This is a genomic window from Synechococcus sp. HIMB2401 (assembly GCF_042883245.1).
In the GTDB taxonomy this organism is placed as follows: Bacteria; Cyanobacteriota; Cyanobacteriia; order PCC-6307; family Cyanobiaceae; genus Parasynechococcus.
This window is the reverse complement of sequence record NZ_JBDJKK010000005.1, coordinates 74,159-91,112: the sequence shown is the minus strand read 5'-3', so window position 1 is coordinate 91,112 and position 16,954 is coordinate 74,159. Positions and strand designations below refer to the sequence as shown.

Annotated in this window: 18 protein-coding genes and 2 tRNA genes; 12 read left to right on the top strand and 8 right to left on the bottom strand. The window is 62.8% G+C overall.

Annotated elements, in window-relative coordinates; all coding sequences use genetic code 11:
* Window positions 1-278 precede the first annotated feature (278 nt).
* From AAXE93_RS11295 to recA, 6 genes are all read left to right on the top strand, one after another.
* Window positions 279-740 (top strand): NAD(P)H-quinone oxidoreductase subunit N, encoded by a 462-nt coding sequence (locus AAXE93_RS11295; RefSeq protein ID WP_390130831.1) that lies wholly within the window; start codon window positions 279-281, stop codon window positions 738-740.
* Window positions 707-1,738, top strand: a complete 1,032-nt coding sequence (locus AAXE93_RS11290) for an LdpA C-terminal domain-containing domain (protein WP_115132349.1) — start codon at window positions 707-709, stop codon at window positions 1,736-1,738. The genes AAXE93_RS11295 and AAXE93_RS11290 overlap by 34 nt, the downstream gene beginning before the upstream one ends.
* Window positions 1,739-1,760: 22 nt before the next feature.
* The gene (locus tag AAXE93_RS11285; RefSeq protein WP_390130829.1) at window positions 1,761-3,401 is read left to right on the top strand and encodes an AAA family ATPase; all 1,641 of its coding nucleotides are present in this window, start codon (window positions 1,761-1,763) and stop codon (window positions 3,399-3,401) included.
* Window positions 3,402-3,503: 102 nt separating this feature from the next.
* A tRNA-Gln gene (locus AAXE93_RS11280) sits at window positions 3,504-3,575 on the top strand.
* Between the two features lie 9 nt (window positions 3,576-3,584).
* On the top strand, window positions 3,585-4,334 hold the full coding sequence (locus AAXE93_RS11275; RefSeq protein ID WP_390130827.1) for an HAD family hydrolase: 750 nt from the start codon (window positions 3,585-3,587) through the stop codon (window positions 4,332-4,334).
* Between the two features lie 86 nt (window positions 4,335-4,420).
* Window positions 4,421-5,542 (top strand): recombinase RecA, encoded by a 1,122-nt coding sequence (gene recA, locus AAXE93_RS11270; protein WP_115132346.1) that lies wholly within the window; start codon window positions 4,421-4,423, stop codon window positions 5,540-5,542.
* Window positions 5,543-5,544: 2 nt separating this feature from the next.
* On the opposite strand, the gene AAXE93_RS11265 is transcribed toward recA, so the two are convergent.
* The 3 genes from AAXE93_RS11265 to AAXE93_RS11255 form a co-directional block, all read right to left on the bottom strand.
* Window positions 5,545-5,889, bottom strand: a complete 345-nt coding sequence (locus AAXE93_RS11265; protein WP_390130824.1) for a DUF1815 family protein — start codon at window positions 5,887-5,889, stop codon at window positions 5,545-5,547.
* A gap of 69 nt (window positions 5,890-5,958) precedes the next feature.
* Window positions 5,959-6,207, bottom strand: a complete 249-nt coding sequence (locus tag AAXE93_RS11260; RefSeq protein WP_390130822.1) for a DUF2839 domain-containing protein — start codon at window positions 6,205-6,207, stop codon at window positions 5,959-5,961.
* A gap of 35 nt (window positions 6,208-6,242) precedes the next feature.
* Window positions 6,243-7,688 carry a helicase gene (locus tag AAXE93_RS11255; protein WP_390130933.1) on the bottom strand — a complete coding sequence of 482 codons (1,446 nt, stop codon included), beginning with the start codon at window positions 7,686-7,688 and terminating at the stop codon, window positions 6,243-6,245.
* An 83-nt stretch (window positions 7,689-7,771) separates the two neighbouring features.
* Here AAXE93_RS11255 and AAXE93_RS11250 point away from each other — a divergent pair, with 83 nt between their 5' ends.
* The gene (locus AAXE93_RS11250) at window positions 7,772-8,653 is read left to right on the top strand and encodes a prephenate/arogenate dehydrogenase (RefSeq protein WP_115132343.1); all 882 of its coding nucleotides are present in this window, start codon (window positions 7,772-7,774) and stop codon (window positions 8,651-8,653) included.
* Here the strand turns inward: AAXE93_RS11250 and crtD are convergent.
* The gene (crtD, locus tag AAXE93_RS11245; RefSeq protein ID WP_390130819.1) at window positions 8,637-10,139 is read right to left on the bottom strand and encodes a C-3',4' desaturase CrtD; all 1,503 of its coding nucleotides are present in this window, start codon (window positions 10,137-10,139) and stop codon (window positions 8,637-8,639) included. The two genes, AAXE93_RS11250 and crtD, sit on opposite strands and share 17 nt — an antisense overlap.
* A 50-nt stretch (window positions 10,140-10,189) precedes the next feature.
* Here crtD and AAXE93_RS11240 point away from each other — a divergent pair, with 50 nt between their 5' ends.
* Window positions 10,190-11,077 carry a fructosamine kinase family protein gene (locus AAXE93_RS11240; protein ID WP_390130817.1) on the top strand — a complete coding sequence of 296 codons (888 nt, stop codon included), beginning with the start codon at window positions 10,190-10,192 and terminating at the stop codon, window positions 11,075-11,077.
* Window positions 11,078-11,080: 3 nt separating this feature from the next.
* Here the strand turns inward: AAXE93_RS11240 and AAXE93_RS11235 are convergent, their stop codons facing one another.
* Window positions 11,081-11,467 carry a CAAD domain-containing protein gene (locus AAXE93_RS11235; RefSeq protein WP_390130816.1) on the bottom strand — a complete coding sequence of 129 codons (387 nt, stop codon included), beginning with the start codon at window positions 11,465-11,467 and terminating at the stop codon, window positions 11,081-11,083.
* Between AAXE93_RS11235 and AAXE93_RS11230 the strand changes: the two genes are divergently transcribed.
* Window positions 11,466-11,984, top strand: a complete 519-nt coding sequence (locus AAXE93_RS11230; RefSeq protein WP_390130814.1) for a M67 family metallopeptidase — start codon at window positions 11,466-11,468, stop codon at window positions 11,982-11,984. The genes AAXE93_RS11235 and AAXE93_RS11230 overlap by 2 nt on opposite strands.
* Window positions 11,977-13,113, top strand: a complete 1,137-nt coding sequence (moeB, locus tag AAXE93_RS11225; protein WP_390130812.1) for a molybdopterin-synthase adenylyltransferase MoeB — start codon at window positions 11,977-11,979, stop codon at window positions 13,111-13,113. The genes AAXE93_RS11230 and moeB overlap by 8 nt, the downstream gene beginning before the upstream one ends.
* A gap of 9 nt (window positions 13,114-13,122) precedes the next feature.
* On the opposite strand, the gene AAXE93_RS11220 is transcribed toward moeB, so the two are convergent.
* The gene (locus tag AAXE93_RS11220; protein WP_115160560.1) at window positions 13,123-14,271 is read right to left on the bottom strand and encodes a cob(I)yrinic acid a,c-diamide adenosyltransferase; all 1,149 of its coding nucleotides are present in this window, start codon (window positions 14,269-14,271) and stop codon (window positions 13,123-13,125) included.
* Window positions 14,272-14,324: 53 nt separating this feature from the next.
* Between AAXE93_RS11220 and larE the strand changes: the two genes are divergently transcribed.
* A complete protein-coding gene (gene larE / locus AAXE93_RS11215) occupies window positions 14,325-15,152 on the top strand; it encodes an ATP-dependent sacrificial sulfur transferase LarE (protein WP_390130810.1) in 828 nt (275 codons plus the stop codon).
* Between the two features lie 16 nt (window positions 15,153-15,168).
* Here the strand turns inward: larE and speD are convergent, their stop codons facing one another.
* Together speD and recF are read right to left on the bottom strand one after the other, a co-directional pair.
* On the bottom strand, window positions 15,169-15,636 hold the full coding sequence (gene speD / locus AAXE93_RS11210; RefSeq protein WP_390130808.1) for an adenosylmethionine decarboxylase: 468 nt from the start codon (window positions 15,634-15,636) through the stop codon (window positions 15,169-15,171).
* A gap of 31 nt (window positions 15,637-15,667) precedes the next feature.
* Window positions 15,668-16,762, bottom strand: coding sequence for a DNA replication/repair protein RecF (recF, locus tag AAXE93_RS11205; protein WP_390130931.1), 1,095 nt, complete (start codon window positions 16,760-16,762; stop codon window positions 15,668-15,670).
* Window positions 16,763-16,865: 103 nt separating this feature from the next.
* On the opposite strand from recF, the gene AAXE93_RS11200 reads away from it, so the two are divergent.
* Window positions 16,866-16,939: transfer RNA gene (locus AAXE93_RS11200), tRNA-Arg, on the top strand.
* Window positions 16,940-16,954 lie beyond the last annotated feature (15 nt).

Here is a 16,954-nt window from a genome sequence, read left to right as displayed (position 1 = left end):
AAGGAGTGGATTCGAATGGGCTAGCGAACGATTCAGCGAGGCTGGGACTTGCATCTGCACGATGTGCTGTTGCAGTTTCCCGACGGAGATCTCCGAAGAAAGCTTCCGTACTGGCCTGGGGATTCGACGCAATCGCCGAATCTGTTCTGCCGACTGGAGGCCCGGCTAGCGGACGGGCACAGAAACACAGAACAAACAACGAACCTACAACACCGACCTTCCCTCTCCCCTGATCCCTCTGCCTGCTGCCAGAATCTCGTCCAATCCCTGTAGCTGCCATGCCTCTGCTTCTCACCGGTCAGGCATTTCGCCGTGATCTCGAAGCCAATGGCTGCTTGGCGGTGCAGGCTCCGCTTGAAGGCGGTGCAGAAACCCGTCTATTAAGACGTCTGCGCGGCGCCGGTTACAGCACCCGCATGACATCGGCCCGTGGTCTTGGTGATCCGGAGGTGTTTCTCACCCAGAAGCACGGCATCCGTCCGCCCCATCTCGGCCATCAAAGTGTTGGTCGTGGAGCTGCTGTGGGAGAAGTGCAGGAGGTGGCTCCTCAGCTCGGCGACCTATTTGAAGGTGATGCTCCCGTGGCTCTCTGGCTGCTGGAAGGCCAGGTGCTCTCGCGCTCTGAACTTCTTTCTCTCTGCGATCTGTGCAAGCGCGAACCGCGTTTACGCATCATCGTGGAGATGGGTGGTGCTCGCAGCCTGAAGTGGGAACCGATGACCACATATCTGAAGGTCTGACGCCTGACGACGCCCTCGTTCAGGGGCGCTGGGTCAAGCTGATCTGTGGGGCAAGCAACCAGGATCTGCCGGCCATTGCCGACCTGACCGCAGTCTTTGCGGCTGTTGGTGTTCATTGTGTTGATGTGGCGGCCGACCCAGCGGTTGCCCTCGCAGCGCGTCGCGGTCTGGACTGGGCTGAGGCGCAAACAGGTCGTCGCCCCTGGCTGATGGTGAGCCTCAGCGATGGCATCGATGCTCACTTCCGCAAGGCCTGGTTCGATCCAGCCCGCTGCCCTGTGGACTGTCCGCGGCCCTGCGAAAGGATCTGTCCGGCGGCAGCGATTCCGCCTGGTGCTGGCATCGACCAGCAGCGTTGCTATGGCTGCGGCCGCTGCCTGCCGGCTTGCCCCCATGGCTTGATCGAGGAGCGCGACCACCGTTTGGCCCCTGAGCAGGTGATCTCCCTGCTCCAATCGATTCAGCCCGATGCTGTGGAGATTCACACCGCATCTGGGCATGACGAGGGCTTCGCAACGCTGATCCAAAGCCTTCAGCAGCACAAGGTTCCCTTGCGGCGCTTGGCTGTGAGCTCCGGCTTGGAGGGCCACGGCGTGAAGGCTGATCAGTTGGCTGATTTGCTTTGGCGTCGCTACTCCCGCCTGCGGCAAGCCGGTTACAGACCCCTCTGGCAGCTAGATGGGCGTCCGATGAGCGGCGATGTGGGGGCTGGCACCGCGCGGGCTGCAGTTCAGCTCTGGCGTGCCATGCGGAGTCTGGCCCCGCCGGGCCCGCTGCAGCTGGCCGGTGGTACCAACGCCGCAACGCTGGAGTTCTTGCGTTCGACGGAGCGGCCGGCTGGCATCGCCTTTGGTGGTGTGGCCCGTCGCTTGCTGATGCCTGTGCTGGATGAGGCGCAAACCCGTGGCCTTGCCCTGTGGCAATGGCCCGAGGGTTGGAAGCGTGCCCTCTCCCTAGCGCGTCCATTGGTTGCGCCATGGCTGCAGCGCTCTTGCTAGAAGGCTGAAACGCGCAGATCCCATGGGCACGCAACGGGTCACCGACGATCTGGATCGCCTTCTCGAGCTCCTGCCGGATGCCGTGCAGGAGCAGTTGCGGCTGGAAGAAGCGCGAGAGCAGTTGCTTGAGGTGGTGCTCGATCTGGGTCGGGTTCCAGAAGCGCGTTATCCAGGCCGTGCCCTGGCGTTGGGTTCCACGCCTTTGTCTCGCGAGGATCTAACGGCTGTGGTGGCCAGGCTCGGTCAGTTCGGTGGCGACAACCGGGCGGGAATCGAACGAACGCTTCACCGGATCAGCGCGATCCGCAACCGTCAGGGTGACGTGGTTGGTTTGACCTGCCGGGTGGGCCGTGCCGTGTTCGGCACCGTTGCCATGGTGCGGGACCTCCTGGATGGAGGGCAGTCCCTGTTGTTGATGGGGCGCCCGGGTGTGGGCAAGACAACGGCGTTGCGCGAGATCGCCAGGGTGCTTGCCGATGAGCTGGAGCGGCGCGTTGTGGTGATCGACACGAGCAATGAGATTGCCGGTGATGGCGACATCCCGCACCCCGCGATCGGTAGGGCCCGCCGCATGCAGGTGGCCAGGCCTGAGCTGCAGCACCAAACCATGATCGAGGCGGTGGAAAACCACATGCCCGAAGTCATTGTGATCGATGAGATCGGCACGGAGCTGGAGGCGCAGGCCGCGCGCACCATCGCTGAACGTGGTGTGGTTCTCGTCGCCACAGCCCACGGCAATGCTTTGGCCAACCTGATCAAGAACCCCACCCTCAGCGATCTGGTGGGGGGCATTCAGGCGGTCACCCTCGGGGATGAGGAGGCCCGGCGGCGGCGCAGTCAGAAAACGGTGTTGGAGCGCGCCGCCGAACCAACGTTTCCGGTGGCGGTTGAAATGCACAGCCGGCAGCGCTGGGCCGTTCACACCGACGTTGCCGCCACCGTGGATCAACTGCTCCGGGGCCTGAAGCCAAGGGCTCAGGAGCGCGAGTTGACGCCTGAGGGGGGCGTTCAGCTGGTGGACCCGCCTCAGGCTTCCGGTTTGCTGCGCCCTCCGTCCCAACGGTCGTTTGCGGATCAGCCGGTCTCCGCTCCCGTGCCCATGCCTGCAGCCAGTGCCCGAGGGGCCAGTGCGGCAGAGGAATCATCTCCGCAGGAGACCAGCGCCGAGCATCTGCAGGTTCTCTGTTGCGGGGTTCCACCTCGTGTTGTGGAAGAGGCCATCCGTTCCCACGGTTGGAAGGCGCGGGTTGTGGAGGACTTGAGTGAGGCTGATGTGGTGTTGAGCGTTCGGCTGGGCCTCAGTCGTCAACCATCACTGCGCCGTCAGGTCAGGGATCTGGGGATCCCGATCCTGGTGATCAAGTCCGACACCCTGCCCCAGGTGACCCGTGCCATGGCACGTCTTCTGCGCCGTCAGGCCACCGAAACAGCCGCAGAGGTCACTCCGCCAGATCGGGCGTCTCAGGACGATGAATTGGCTGCTCTCGAGGAATGCCGGCTTGCGGTGGAACAGGTGGTGATGCCGCAAGGCAGGCCGGTGGAGTTGCTACCTCGCAGTGAGCGTGTTCTCCGGATGCAGGCCGACCTTGTGCGCCGTTACCAACTGCGCAGTGATGTCTTCGGTGAGGCTGAAATGTCACGCCTGAGGGTTTTCCCTCGCTGATCGGCCGTCGGTTGGTTCGCCCGGTGGATTGACGAAGGGTTGGCTGCTGTGGGTAACTATGTGTACTCCGGTGATCCGCAGGTCGCGGTTCAAACGGATCAATGGGCCGTCGCCAAGTGGTAAGGCAGCGGGTTTTGGTCCCGCCATTCCTAGGTTCGAATCCTAGCGGCCCAGTTTTTGTCCATGAATGATCGACCCCTCCTCGTCTTCGACTTCGACGGGGTCATCGTTGATGGCATGGCGGAGTACTGGTGGAGTGCCTGGCATGCCTGTCATGGTCTTGAGGTTGCTCCAGAGGGCTTAACTCCTGATCGGGTGCCTGACGCCTTCCGACAGCTGCGGCCATGGGTGCATCACGGTTGGGAGATGGTTCTGCTGGCCGCGGAGCTGCCGGTGCTGAGCCTTCAGGATTGGCTGGACTCCTATGGGGAGGCGCAGGCTTCGGCACTGCAACGGCGTGGATGGCGGCCGGAGCAGCTTCAGGCGGCCCTCGATGACGCCAGAGATCAAGCCGTTCAGCAGAACCGTTCGGCTTGGTTGGCGCTGCATCGACCTTTCCCCGGTCTGGTGGAGCGGCTGCAGCGGTTGGAGGCTGAGGGGGTGGACTGGTCTGTTCTGACCACCAAAACCCAGGCCTTCACAGCTGAACTGTTGAACAGCCTTGGCCTGCATCCTTGGCGCCTGGATGGCCGTGAGGCTGGCGCCAAGCCTCAGGTTCTGCGTCAGCTTCAGCAGCAGCGAAGGCTGTGTGGCTTCGTGGAAGACCGCCGGGCGACGCTGGAGGCGGTGCGCTCAACCCCAGGGTTAGAAAAGTTGCCCTGTTTTCTGGTGAGTTGGGGCTATCTTCGCCCGCAGGATCAGAACTGTCTTCCCTCAGGGATTGCCCTGCTCCATCCAGATCGTTTTCGGGCCCCCCTGGCGCAATGGTCCTGATTCGTTACGGTACGCTTGTACTACCTGAGATGATTCGGCGCTTCTGTGGCATTGGATCTCTCGTTCCTTAGTTTCAGGTCCTTTTCATGCCAGCAGATATGAAATCCGGCGCTTCCGATCCCCGTTCCTCCGGCGAGAGGGACAAGGCGCTGAATCTGGTGCTGGGTCAGATCGAGCGCAACTTCGGCAAGGGATCGATCATGCGGCTGGGCGATGCCTCCCGCATGCGGGTGGAGACGATTTCCACCGGTGCGCTGACCCTTGATCTCGCTTTGGGTGGTGGATACCCGAAGGGCCGCGTGGTGGAGATTTACGGCCCGGAAAGTTCCGGTAAAACCACGCTCACGCTGCACGCGATCGCTGAAGTGCAGAAGCGTGGTGGTGTGGCGGCCTTCGTGGATGCGGAGCATGCCCTGGATCCCGTTTATGCCGCTTCTCTGGGCGTTGACGTGGAGAACCTGCTGGTCTCTCAGCCCGACACCGGCGAGATGGCGCTGGAGATCGTTGATCAACTGGTGCGATCGGCGGCGGTGGATCTGGTCGTTGTCGACTCGGTGGCTGCCCTCACCCCCCGCGCTGAGATCGAAGGTGAGATGGGAGATCTGGCGGTTGGCGCCCAGGCGCGTCTGATGAGTCAGGCGATGCGGAAGATCACCGGCAACATCGGCAAGTCGGGTTGCACCGTCATCTTCCTCAACCAGCTGCGTCTCAAGATTGGTGTGACCTATGGCAATCCAGAGACCACCACTGGAGGCAACGCGCTCAAGTTCTATGCCTCGGTTCGCCTCGACATCCGTCGGATTCAGACCCTCAAGAAGGGAACAGAGGAATTCGGCATCAGGGCCAAGGTGAAAGTGGCGAAAAACAAGGTGGCGCCACCCTTCCGCATTGCCGAATTCGACATTCTCTTTGGCCGCGGCATCAGCACCTTGGGTTGTCTGCTGGATCTCGCCGAAGAGACAGGCGTTGTTGTCCGTAAGGGCGCCTGGTACAGCTACGAGGGAGACAACATCGGTCAGGGTCGCGACAACACCATCACCTGGATGGAGGAGAACCCGGATGCAACAGCCACCATCGAAACGCTGGTGCGTCAAAAGCTGACGGAGGGCTCTGAGGTGAAGTCGAATTCCATGCGGCCTCTGGCCGCCGCTGCGAAGGCGGCTGCTGACAAGCCCGTTGTGGCAAAGGCTCCGGAAGCCGCCGCCTGATCTCAGGCGGCCTGGGCCAGGGACTGCATGGCGCGGACCTGGCCTTCCTGGGCCAAATCAGCCATCCGCTGCAATTCCTGGATGGCTTCTGCTCCCTCCAGCTTCACCAGTTCTCGGCCGTTGCGGGATTCCACCCAGCTGATGCCGAAGTCGGAGACCAGAAAGCGCACCATGTGGCCATCGCCGATGTCGGCCACAAACGAAGCTCCATGGCCATCGCGGCCGTCGCCACAGGAATAGCAAGTGGCTGTGAAACCCGCGCTTTGAAGGCTGCTGGCGAGGGCCTGCAGGCTCATCACCAGGTCCCCAACAACGGATCGATAGTGCTCTGCGAGGCGCGGAAACATAATTGAGTCTCCAGTGAGACCCATTCTAAAGGTTTTCTTTTGTTTTCGTTTGTTGGTTGAGCCGGTTGCTCAGGGGGTATCCGCAAGCGTCCACCAACCGGCCGCTGGGCCGATGAAGCGCACCGTCACCCAAAGCACCACCATCCCTCCGATTCCAATCCAGGCGCCGCGGGTGGTCACCGCCATGAACTGCTGCGTCTGATTGCGGGTGAGCGGAAGCCAGGACACGACCCGTGGGGAGGTGTCCACGGCTTTGGTGCTGACCTTGGGTTGACGAGGGGGTAAGCCCTGGGCAGCCCGGCGGCGTGCTTCTCCCATGCACTTTTGAGCGTTGCAGGGAGGTTAGGCGTTGTTCACTCTGGCAGCAGTCGCTGCAATGGAATCCAAGGTTCCAGTCGATTCAGCACCTGATCACCCCAGCTGCGCCCTCGCAGGCGGCCATCGAGAATGGCCAGACGACCACCACTGCGGCGCAGCGGCGCAATGGCGGCGGGGATCAGGCTCAGGGCTTCCGGCAGCAGCAGGGTGCGGAACCAGTCCTCTCCCTGCTGTTTCAACCGCTCCACTCGAGCCGAGGTGAGTGGATTGTCCAGGCTGGCGATGGGGAGCATGCCGACAATCAGCTGTGCTGGGGCCGGCAGCTGCTCCTGATGCTCCAGCCACCAGTCCCAGTTGCAGGTCACCACGCCATTGGTTTCGGGTGCTGTCGACTCATGCACCACACGGCGTCCGAATTCCGCAGCCAGGGAGCTGGTCAGCTGCCGACGCAGCTGGTTGTCATTGATCAGAACAAGGGTGAGCCCCGCCTGGCCAAGGATGAGCCTTCTGCTCTCCTCCAGAAGATGTTGGGCGTAGATCCGGGTGTTCGGCAGGGGCTGGCGACGCGGGGCATAGACGGGGAGCGGTTCATTCAGCTCCCGTTCCCGCAGTGTTGCCCGCACGTCGGGGACAACGCCGGCCTGTTCAAATTCCAGATCAAGCCTGGCGTTGTCTCCATTGCTGCTGAACATCAGGCAGGGGTGATCCAGCAGAACCCCCCGCAGCAGTTGGAGTGGTTCGAGGGGGGCCAGCTTCCAGCGCCACTGGAGCAGCCGGTGATCCAGTTCAGCCCATTGACTCCACTCAGCCGGGTTGATGCTGCGGAGGTTGTTCCACGGTTCAGGGCTGGCTGGCATCAGCTGGAGCAGGTCACGCAGGGCCTGCCCGGCTGAGCCTTCGAGTCGCACGGCGCCATCGGGCCTCGTGGCATCAGCGAACAGCTGCCGGCTCATCCGGTCATGCAGTTCCAGCAATCCGGATTCCGCCTGAGGACAGGCCTGGCGCAGCTCATCCCAGTGCTGATGCTCGATCTCCAAGGTGAGAGCGTTGCGCATGCGCCGGCTCAACTGATCCATCTCCGGGATCAGCAGTTGCCGTTGGCCCAAGTGCCCGTCGCGATGGGCCTGAATCAGCTCGCCAACATCCATCAGCCAGAGCTGTGGTCCCTCCGGAGGGGTCGGTCCCTGCCAGCAGGGGAGCCTCAGACCCTGGTTACGGAGACGGGGCAATTCCAGCTGGAGCAGACGCCGGCGCTGGGGGGCCGTCAGCACCAGCGCCCCCGCTTCGGGAGCCAGGCACAGCGGCACCAGCAGACCGAGCCACCAGCGTTCGCTGCTGCTCGGGGGGAGCTGAACGAGTGTTGTGTCGCGACGCCTCAGGCTTCGTGCCACCAGCCGGCTCAGGGTCAGGTGGTGGGGCCAGTCCGATTCCTCCTGACGGAGCAGAGTTTTGATCTGGTGGTGGGCCTGGGCTTCCAACATCGTCAAACCCTAAGCAGGGCTCCCCTGGCGATTGGTTCATGGCAATCCATCCATCAACATGGCTTCACGACCCTGCGGGAGAGATGGCGATGCAACCGGGACGTGTGGGGATCGTTGGTCTTGGCTTGATCGGGGGATCCCTTGGTCTGGATCTGCAGGCTCGGGGCTGGTCGGTGCAGGGCCTTGTGCATCGTCAGGCCACGGCGGATCGCGCCATGGCCCGAGGGCTGGTGGGTTCGGTGTCGACCGATCCCAGCTGCCTCTCGGGTTGCGACCTGGTGATCCTGGCGTTGCCCATTCCCTTGCTGCTGAACCCACAGGATGAGCTCATTGCGGCCCTGCCTGAAGCAGCGGTGATCACCGATGTTGGTTCGGTCAAACAACCTGTGTTGCAGGCTTGGCGCCAGCGGCATCCCCGCTTTGTGGCCAGTCACCCCATGGCAGGCACAGCTCAGGCGGGCGTTGAGGCCGGTGTGCTGGATCTGTTCCGCGGCCGCCCTTGGATCGCGACTCCCGATGCAGCAACAGATCCATCTGCTCTGGCCCAGGTTCGTGATCTGGCCGTCAGCGTGGGCGGCCATTGGCTGACGGCCACCGCGTCCCAGCACGACCAGGCTGTGGCTCTGATTTCCCACATGCCTGTGCTGGTGAGTGCTGCACTGCTGCGGGCAGTGGGCGATGAACGGGATCCGGAGATCCGGCAGTTGGCCATGGTGCTGGCGTCCAGTGGCTTTGCCGACACCAGTCGTGTGGGTGGCGGGAATCCCGAGCTGGGGGTGGCGATGGCCTCCACCAATCGGGATGCGGTGTTGCGTGGCTTGGCGGCTTACCGCTGGAGCCTGGAGCAGCTCGAAGATGCCGTGCTCCAGCAAAACTGGTCTCAGCTCGAGTTGGAACTGCGCCGAACCCAGACCCTGCGCCCGGATTTTTTGAGGGCACCTGGGGAAGTCAGCTCCGAAAACTGAGGGGTTGACCCCGTTCGGCCCTGAGCTGCCGGCAGGCATTGAGGGCTGACAGGCTCACCCCCGCTGTGCCCTCGCCCGGATGGAGGCTGTCGCCGCAGAGCCAAAGCCCCGGCATGGGCGTTCGTCCTGCCAGGCCGAAGGGGCCGAACCGGCTTGGATGCTGTCCAAGGCCCCCGACCATGCCGTTAGGACGGCCCGTCCAGCCGGCGAAGCCCCTTGGTGTTGCCAGTTCAGCGTGCAACCAGGCGTCATCTTTGAGCGAGAGCCAGCGGTTCAACTCGGCTTGGATCAGCTTCAACATTTCTGTTTTGCGCTGCTGGTACTCCGGCTCCGGCAAGCGGCACCAGTCACCTGTTGGGGTGAACACGCTGGCAATCAAGGTGGCTTGCCCCTGGGGCGCACGCCCATCGCCCTCGCGGCTGATGGACACAAACAGAGGCCCTGGTGATGCGCAGCCCCGCTGGAGATGGCCTGGGCAGGAATGTGGCAGTGCATCACGCCGCACCGCTCCGTAAAGCACCAGCGCACCACTCGGTTCATGCAGGTTGTCCAGTCGCTTGCGGTACCCCTGGGGTAGTTGATCCGGTTCGATCAACTCTTGCAGGCACTGGGGCGGCAGGCTGCAGACCACATCACGGCTGTTGCGTTGGTGTTCCGTGCCCTTGCCGGTGCTGATCGTCACCTGCCAACCGGATGAGCGGGGCTGCAGCTTGGTGACCCGATGCTTCATCAGCACCGTTCCGCCGTCGCGCTCAATGGCCGCCACCAGTTGATTGCTCAACACCTGCATCGATCCCTCGAGATGCCAGAGACCGAGCGGTGCTTGGGCCATCTGCAGGACGGTTGCGCCGTACAGCGCCGCCGTGCGATCGGCCGGTTCTTGGGAGTACAGCTTCAGCTGGAGGTCGAGAAAGCGCCGCAGCCGTTGATCGTCACCGCAACCGCACAGCTGCAATAGATCGGCGATGGTCAGACCTGTGAACAGTCCCGATGCCAGCGTTGCGGGCCGAAGGGCCCGCAGCAATGTGCCGAGATCCCAGAGGGAGCGAGGCGTCACCACAGGGTCCTGGCTGGCGAACTGCCAGTTGCTGGAATGCAACTGATGGCAAAGGCTCCAGAAGCGCTGGCTGCCTGGGAATTGACGCTCACGCTCGGCGGCCCAGGCGTCCGGGTCATGCCAGAGCGAAATGGGAGGGGAGCCATCGCCGAGGTCGACCACACAACCTGGGTCCAGAAGCTCTGCGCTGGGCAGAGGTATGTCCAGATGCTTCAGCAGTCGGGCATGACTGCCTCCGGGCTCCAATCCAGCCACTTGGGTCGCCCCAACATCGAACACCCATGGACCACGCCGGAACGTTCCGGCACATCCCCCCGGTTGTTGATGCGCTTCCAGCAGCGTGACCTTGACGCCATCGCGGGCCAGGAGTGCCGCTGCGGTTAAGCCAGCGATCCCACCGCCCACCACGATCACGCTGGATTCGCTCACGGCGCCCTGAAGAATCGGGCCATGCTGGCAAGACAGGGGGCCTGCTGAGGATGAACAGCGAACTGCGCCGGGATCTCACCGCGAAGGACGGCCCGTTGGCGGGGGCTGTCATCACAGACGTCTCCCCCGTTGGTGGTGGCTGCATCCATCAGGCCTGGAAACTTCGCCTCTCTGATGGCCAGGTGTTGTTTGCCAAAAGTGGTGGCGCCAGCGCCCTACCCCTGTTTGAGGTGGAGGCGGAGGCCCTCGAGGCCCTGCATGCCCAAGCCGATGCCTCGTTCCTGGTTGTGCCGCAGCCCATCGCTTTGGCAGCACTGCCCCATGGTGCGGTGCTGCTGTTGCCTTGGCTGGATTTTGGTGGCAGCGACCAAACAGCCCTTGGCCGGGGTTTGGCCTTGCTGCACCAGTCGTCGATGGCCTCCAGCCCAGCTCGTTTCGGCTGGCATCGGGATGGCTTCATCGGCGCTGGGTCTCAACCCGGTGGGTGGCGTGATGACTGGGGATCGGCCTTCGTGGAGCTCAGGCTGCGCCCGCAACTCGAGATCCTTGATGGGTTGCAGGTGGATTCAACGGACCTCAATCCGTTGTTGCTGCGCCTCGCCGAGAACTTGAACGAGCATCAACCGCGTCCTGCTTTGGTGCACGGCGATCTCTGGGGTGGGAATGCTGCCAGCCTCAGCGATGGACGGGGGAGCATTTTTGATCCCGCCAGCTGGTGGGCTGATCGGGAAGTTGATCTGGCCATGACCCGGCTGTTCGGCGGCTTCGGTGAAGCCTTCCGCTCGGGTTATCGGGAGGTGATCCCCGAGGCTTCAGGCGCTGACGGTCGGGTGGAGATCTACAACCTGTACCACCTGCTCAACCACGCCAATTTGTTTGGGGGGAGTTATCTGAGCCAATGCCGAGCCAGTCTCAAAGATCTGGCTCGGTGGCTTTGAGGCTCAGCCCAGGTACTCCTTCCGGAGGGTTTGAACACGCTGAACCAGGGCATTGCGCTTGTCGCTGGTGGTGAGGTTCTTCCAGCTCCATTGCCCCACCACGACCACGCCGAGCAGTTCAAGCAGGCCCGGAACGATCGGCAACAGATTGATCGTGTCGAGGATTCCCTTGATCAGGATCTGGGCAATGATCACGGCGGCAAAGATGCCGACGATCTTGCCAATGCGTCCCATCTGGCCCCAGTCGACCTGATCGAGCGTGTCGTTCACCTTGCCCAGCACGTCGCTGTAGCGCTCAGCGAAGGAGGTGGTGTCCTCTTGCTCAGGGGTTTCGAGGGGTGTCGTCACGGTTGTGGCGGCATCCTTAACTTCAGTGGTGGCGTCACTCATGAGAACGACTAAATCCTTCACAATTTCAGCTGAGCGTATCGGTGCGACGGGGTCTACGCCATCCGTGCTGCAAATTGATCACCGATGCCACACGGATCTGGGCCGGATTTTGTTGGCGCCCCACCCCGAAGAAGGCTGCGCCTTGCTGCTGGGAAAACGGACGAACTCAGGCTGTTTGAGGCTGACCACGACCTGGCCCTGTTGCAATGTCTGGGGGCGGGGGGCATCCGGTCAGCAGCTTGTCCACGACCGTTGCAGCAGGTTTCTGGTGGATCCGAGGGAGCAGTTGGCAGCCCAGCGATGGGCGCGGGATCGCCACCAACGTTGTCTTGGGGTGGCCCATTCCCATCCGGCGTCCGCGCCCGTTCCCTCGCCCCGGGATCGGCGCTTGGGACAAACGGAGAGTCTGATGTTGATCCTCTCTACCTCGCTTGGCCTGCGGGCCTGGTGGCTGCATGGGGACCGCAGTGTGGATGAAATCCCGATTCAGTTCTGGGACACTCAAAACCATGCATGACCACGCGATGCTGAGTGCTGATGAGCGGGGGCGCTACGCCCGCCATCTGATCCTTCCCGAGGTTGGTTCTGCCGGTCAGCTCCAGTTGAAGTCTGCTTCTGTGCTCTGTGTTGGCAGCGGTGGGCTGGGATCCCCTCTGTTGCTGTATCTGGCCGCGGCAGGGGTGGGCCGCATTGGAATCGTGGATGGAGATGTGGTTGAGCTGTCCAATCTCCAGCGGCAGGTGATCCACAGCTCCAGCGGGGTTGGTGGCTCCAAGGCCCGCTCAGCCGCAGCGCGGATGCACGACCTCAATCCCCACTGCCAAGTGGAGGTGCATGAACACATGCTGGATGTGGGCAATGCTTTGGATCTCATCGGTGCCTACGACCTGGTCTGTGACGGCACCGACAACTTCCCCAGTCGGTATCTGATCAACGACGCCTGTGTGTTGCTCGGCAAGCCCCTCGTCTACGGCTCTGTGCAGCGCTTTGACGGTCAGGTCAGTGTGTTCAACCGCACGCCGACGAGCCCCAATTACCGCGATCTGCTGCCGGAACCCCCTCCCCCGGACGCTGTTCCGTCTTGCTCGGAGGCTGGGGTGATGGGTGTGATGCCGGGGCTGATCGGTCTGCTTCAGGCCACCGAGGCGATCAAACTGATCACCGGCATTGGTGAGTGCCTGGACGGTCGGCTGTTGGTGGTCGACGCACTGGCGATGCGATTTCGCGAACTCACCCTCCGCGTTGATCCCGACCGACCAAAGGTCGAGAGCCTGATTGACTACCGCCAGTTCTGCCGTCCGGCGTCATCGGAGATGGAAGCCATCACTGTCATGGAGCTGAAGGCCCTGCTCGACTCCGCTCCAGACGAGATTGCGCTGGTTGATGTGCGCAATCCTGCTGAAGCAGAGGTGGCTTCGATTGAAGGAAGCCACTTGGTTCCTTTGGCCTCGCTGGAGAGTGGAGAGGCGATCGATCGCGTTCGTGCATTGGCAGAGGGACGGCGCCTATTGGTGCACTGCAAGCTCGGGGGGCGTTCTGCCAGGGCCGTTGAGCTGTTGGCTCAGCAGGGCATCGCGGCCACGAATGTGACCGGTGGAATTGATGCCTGGTCTCAGCAGGTGAATCCTGAAATCCCTCGCTACTGAACCCAGGGTTCAGTAATCCACTCCTCGCTTCAGGTCGACGCCCTGTTCGGCGTAGTGCTTGTGGCACACCATTTCGGAATGGATGCTGGCCAGATCGAAGTAGGCGGGAGGGTTTTTGCAGCGCCCCGTGATGATCACCTCGGTTTCCGCTGGTTTGCGCAGCAGGGTTTGCAGGATCGGCTCAACGGGCAGCAGTTCCAGGTCGACTGTTGGGTTCAACTCATCGAGGATCACGGTTTTGTAGAGACCGCTTGAGATAGCGGCCCGTGCGATCTCCCAGGCCCGCTCCGCCTCCACGTAGTCAATCGGCTCCTGCTGGCCCCGCCAGACGATGGCATCACGGCCGGAGCGGAGGTGGTCCACCAGATGGGGGTAGCTCTCGCGCAGGGCGGCGATGGCCGCATCTTCGGTATAACCGCTGCCGCCTTTGAGCCACTGCAGGATCAAAACCCGATGGCTCTTGTCCTGGCTGATGCCCCGGCCGATGGCCTGCAGCGCTTTCCCCAGCGCACTGGTTGATTTGCCTTTGCCTTCCCCGGTGTAGATCTCGATGCCGCTGCTTACGTTGAGGGGCACAACCCGGTTGTCGTTCATGCCCGGACGGCGATGGGCTCGCATCTCGGAGTGGAGGTCGGCCTCACGCACCAACGGCGCGGGCGCAGCCCGACCGGTGACGATGATCTCCATCCCCTCCGGCCGGTTGCTGAGGGTGCGCACCACGTCCTCCAGGTCCAGCAGGCCGAGATCGAGCACAGGATTCAGCTCGTCCAGAACCACCACCGAGTAGAGGGCACTGGCGATCGCGCCCTTGGCGATCACCCAGCCCCGCTGGGCTTCGTCGCGGTCGAACCGGGTGGCTTCATCAGCGGTGAAGTGATCGGCCCGTCCGGTGCGCAGATGGTCGATCAGATGGGGGAAGCCCTGTTGCAGAGCTTCGATGGCCGCATCCTCGTCGTAGGCCCGTCCGGGGCCTTTCAGGAAGCGCAACAGCAGTACCCGGGTCTGGCGTTGTTCGCAGATGCCGAGCCCAATGGTGCGCAAGACAACCCCAAGGGCTGCCTGGCTTTTGCCCTTGCCCTCGCCGTCATAGATGTGCAGCTGCCCATGGCTGCGCTCGCGGCTGTCCGCTGCGGTGACGATGCCAATGCTTCGAGGCATGGGGACAGCTCTTACCGTTGGAGCCTACCTAGCTCAACTGGTTTTCCCCGCTGATGTTTCGGTTGCAGGAGCCTTTGGCGGATCGAGAGCAGCAGCTGCTGGCGAACCTGCGGCAGTGGATGGCAGACCAATCTGCCCTTTGTGTGGCCTATTCCGGTGGAGTCGACAGCACCCTGGTGGCGGCGATGGCCTACGAAGCCCATGGCGATGCCGCTCTGGCGGTAACGGGTGTCTCCCCGGCCCTGGCGCCGCATCTGTTGCGGGAAGCCCGTGATCAAGCCTCCTGGATCGGCATCCCGCATCGGGAGTGTGTGACGGCTGAGTTGAACGACCCGGACTACAGCAGCAACCCCGTGGATCGCTGCTTTGCCTGCAAGCGTGAATTGCACCAGCACCTTCAGCCCATTGCCGCGGCGGCTGGAGACGCGTTGGTGATTGATGGGGTCAATCTTGATGACCTCGGTGATCACCGGCCCGGCATTGAAGCGGCCCGCCAGGCGGGGGTGCGTTCGCCCTTGGCGGAATTGTCGATCGACAAAGCAGCGATCCGTGCCCTGTCCCGGGCCCTTGGTTTTCCCTGGTGGGACAAGCCGGCGCAGCCCTGCTTGGCCTCCCGCTTCCCCTATGGCGAAAGCATCAGCGCCGAGCGGTTGAAGCGGGTGGGTCAGGCGGAAGCCTGGTTGATTGCCAGGGGATTCAGCTCCGTTCGTGTGCGCTCCCACGGCTTGGCAGCACGGATTGAGGTGCCCAGCGAGCAGATCCGCGCTGTACTCACGCTGGCGGAAAGTGAGCCTTTGGTGGAGGCTTTTCGCGCCCTTGGCTTCACCTCCGTCAACCTGGATCTTGAAGGTCTGGTCAGCGGCAAGTTGAACCGCCGCTGATTTCGCCTGGGCCGGATCAGCTGGGGAGCCGGCTCGGCGTTTTCATAGGCTCTCTCACCCCAGTGGCAATGGCCGCAGGTGTTTCACGCAGAAAGCTCTTCAGCGCATGGCGTTTCGCTTGAAGCTCACTGCAGAGAATCGCGCAGGCCTGTTCCGGCATGGTGTGGTCACCACAGGTGAACACATCAACCGCGGCGTAGCCGGATTCCGGCCAGGTGTGGATGGAAATGTGGGATTCCGCCAGCAGGGCAAGGCCTGTGACGCCCTGGGGTTGAAATTGATGGGTGATCAGGTTCAGCAGCGTCGCACCAGCGCCTTTGGCTGCTGAGGTGATCGTTGTGCGGATGAATGCTTCGTCGTCGAGCCGGCTCGGATCGCAGTCGTAGAGCTCGAGAATGCAGTGTTTGCCGACCATGTCGGTGGCATGAATCTCAGGTGCCCCCCATCCCGGGTTGGGATGCAGTTCAGAGAGGGTCTGCTCCATCAGGCGATGAGAGAAAAACAGGTCCGCCACCCTATCTGATCTTCAGGTCGGGTCTCAGGTCTCTTGCACCGAGAATTTGGGCCTGTTGCTGCCATCCGCCGCCAAAGCCTTCGAGGTGGGTGGCGCTCACCAGGCATTGATGCGATTCGCCCACGGCCTCAAGCAGAAGCTGCTGGCGGGTTGGATCCAGTTCGGCGAGCACATCATCAAGAAGCAGCAGGGGTGGCTCCCCACAGAGCTGCGTCACCAGTTCCAGTTCGGCGAGCTTCAGGCCCAGCACCAGCGACCGCTGCTGGCCTGCCGAGCCAAACCGTCGTGCCGGGCTGCCCCCCAGCAGGAGGGCGATCTCATCGCGGTGCGGGCCCACGCGGCAGCTGCCGAGCCGTTCCTCCTCTCCCCGCTGTTGGCGTAGTTGCTCCTCGATGGCGAGTCGCCAGGGTTCTTCGGCATCCTCCCCGTCGAGCTTGCTGCCGGGCTTGTAGTGCAGTTCCAGGGCTTCTGTTCCCCCGCTGAGGTGGGCCTGCCAGCGTTGGGCGATCGGTTCCAACCGATGCAGGGCCCGTTGCCGCCGCCGGTGAATTCGGGTGCTCACCAGCGCCATCTGAACGTCAAAAGCATCAAGTAGTGCATGGCGTTCGCCACTGGAGACCTGCCTCTGGCGCCACAGCTGGCTGCGCTGCCGAAGTAACCGGTTCAGCCGCGCCATCAGATCGGCATACACCGGTTCGAGCTGCAGCACGACGCGGTCCAGCCATTGGCGGCGTAAGGCGGGTTCGCCCCGCACCAGATCAAGATCCAGGGCGCTGAAGCCGATGCAGCGCAGCGGACCAATCAGGTCCAGTTGCCGATCCAGCAGCTTGCCGTTCCGTTTGGCCTGTCGGCCACCCTGGCGGCGCAGTTCCAGTTCCAGACGATCCCCATCCCGCACGTCGGCTCGGATCAGGGCCTGTGGAGCGTCCCACTGGATTAGATCGCGATCACTGCTGCAGCGATGGGAGCGCAGGCTGCCGAGCAGCTCAACCGCCTCGAGCAGGTTGGACTTGCCGATGCCATTGGGCCCGATCACCAAAAGGCGTGGCTGCGTCAGTTCCAGCTGCAGAACGGTGTGGTTCCGGAAGCCCTGCAGTTGGAGCCTGTGGAGCCGGATGGGTGCTGGGGCGACCAGTGAGTAAGGTACCTGTATCGGGACGGTTGCCGCTCGATATCACTGCGGCTTAAGGCCGATCAGTGGGCATGTAGCTCAGTTGGATAGAGCATCAGATTCCGGTTCTGAGGGTCGGGGGTTCGAGTCCCTCCATGCTCGTGTTTGAACTCAATG

Coding starts and splice junctions, on each gene's coding strand:
- AAXE93_RS11295 (WP_390130831.1), top strand. CDS start 279: ATGCCTCTGCTTCTCACCGGTCAGGCATTTCGCCGTGATCTCGAAGCC.
- AAXE93_RS11285 (WP_390130829.1), top strand. CDS start 1,761: ATGGGCACGCAACGGGTCACCGACGATCTGGATCGCCTTCTCGAGCTC.
- AAXE93_RS11275 (WP_390130827.1), top strand. CDS start 3,585: ATGAATGATCGACCCCTCCTCGTCTTCGACTTCGACGGGGTCATCGTT.
- recA (WP_115132346.1), top strand. CDS start 4,421: ATGCCAGCAGATATGAAATCCGGCGCTTCCGATCCCCGTTCCTCCGGC.
- AAXE93_RS11265 (WP_390130824.1), bottom strand. CDS start 5,889: ATGTTTCCGCGCCTCGCAGAGCACTATCGATCCGTTGTTGGGGACCTG.
- AAXE93_RS11260 (WP_390130822.1), bottom strand. CDS start 6,207: ATGGGAGAAGCACGCCGCCGGGCTGCCCAGGGCTTACCCCCTCGTCAA.
- AAXE93_RS11255 (WP_390130933.1), bottom strand. CDS start 7,688: ATGTTGGAAGCCCAGGCCCACCACCAGATCAAAACTCTGCTCCGTCAG.
- AAXE93_RS11250 (WP_115132343.1), top strand. CDS start 7,772: ATGGCGATGCAACCGGGACGTGTGGGGATCGTTGGTCTTGGCTTGATC.
- AAXE93_RS11240 (WP_390130817.1), top strand. CDS start 10,190: ATGAACAGCGAACTGCGCCGGGATCTCACCGCGAAGGACGGCCCGTTG.
- AAXE93_RS11230 (WP_390130814.1), top strand. CDS start 11,466: ATGAGAACGACTAAATCCTTCACAATTTCAGCTGAGCGTATCGGTGCG.
- AAXE93_RS11235 (WP_390130816.1), bottom strand. CDS start 11,467: ATGAGTGACGCCACCACTGAAGTTAAGGATGCCGCCACAACCGTGACG.
- moeB (WP_390130812.1), top strand. CDS start 11,977: ATGCATGACCACGCGATGCTGAGTGCTGATGAGCGGGGGCGCTACGCC.
- AAXE93_RS11220 (WP_115160560.1), bottom strand. CDS start 14,271: ATGCCTCGAAGCATTGGCATCGTCACCGCAGCGGACAGCCGCGAGCGC.
- larE (WP_390130810.1), top strand. CDS start 14,325: ATGTTTCGGTTGCAGGAGCCTTTGGCGGATCGAGAGCAGCAGCTGCTG.
- speD (WP_390130808.1), bottom strand. CDS start 15,636: ATGGAGCAGACCCTCTCTGAACTGCATCCCAACCCGGGATGGGGGGCA.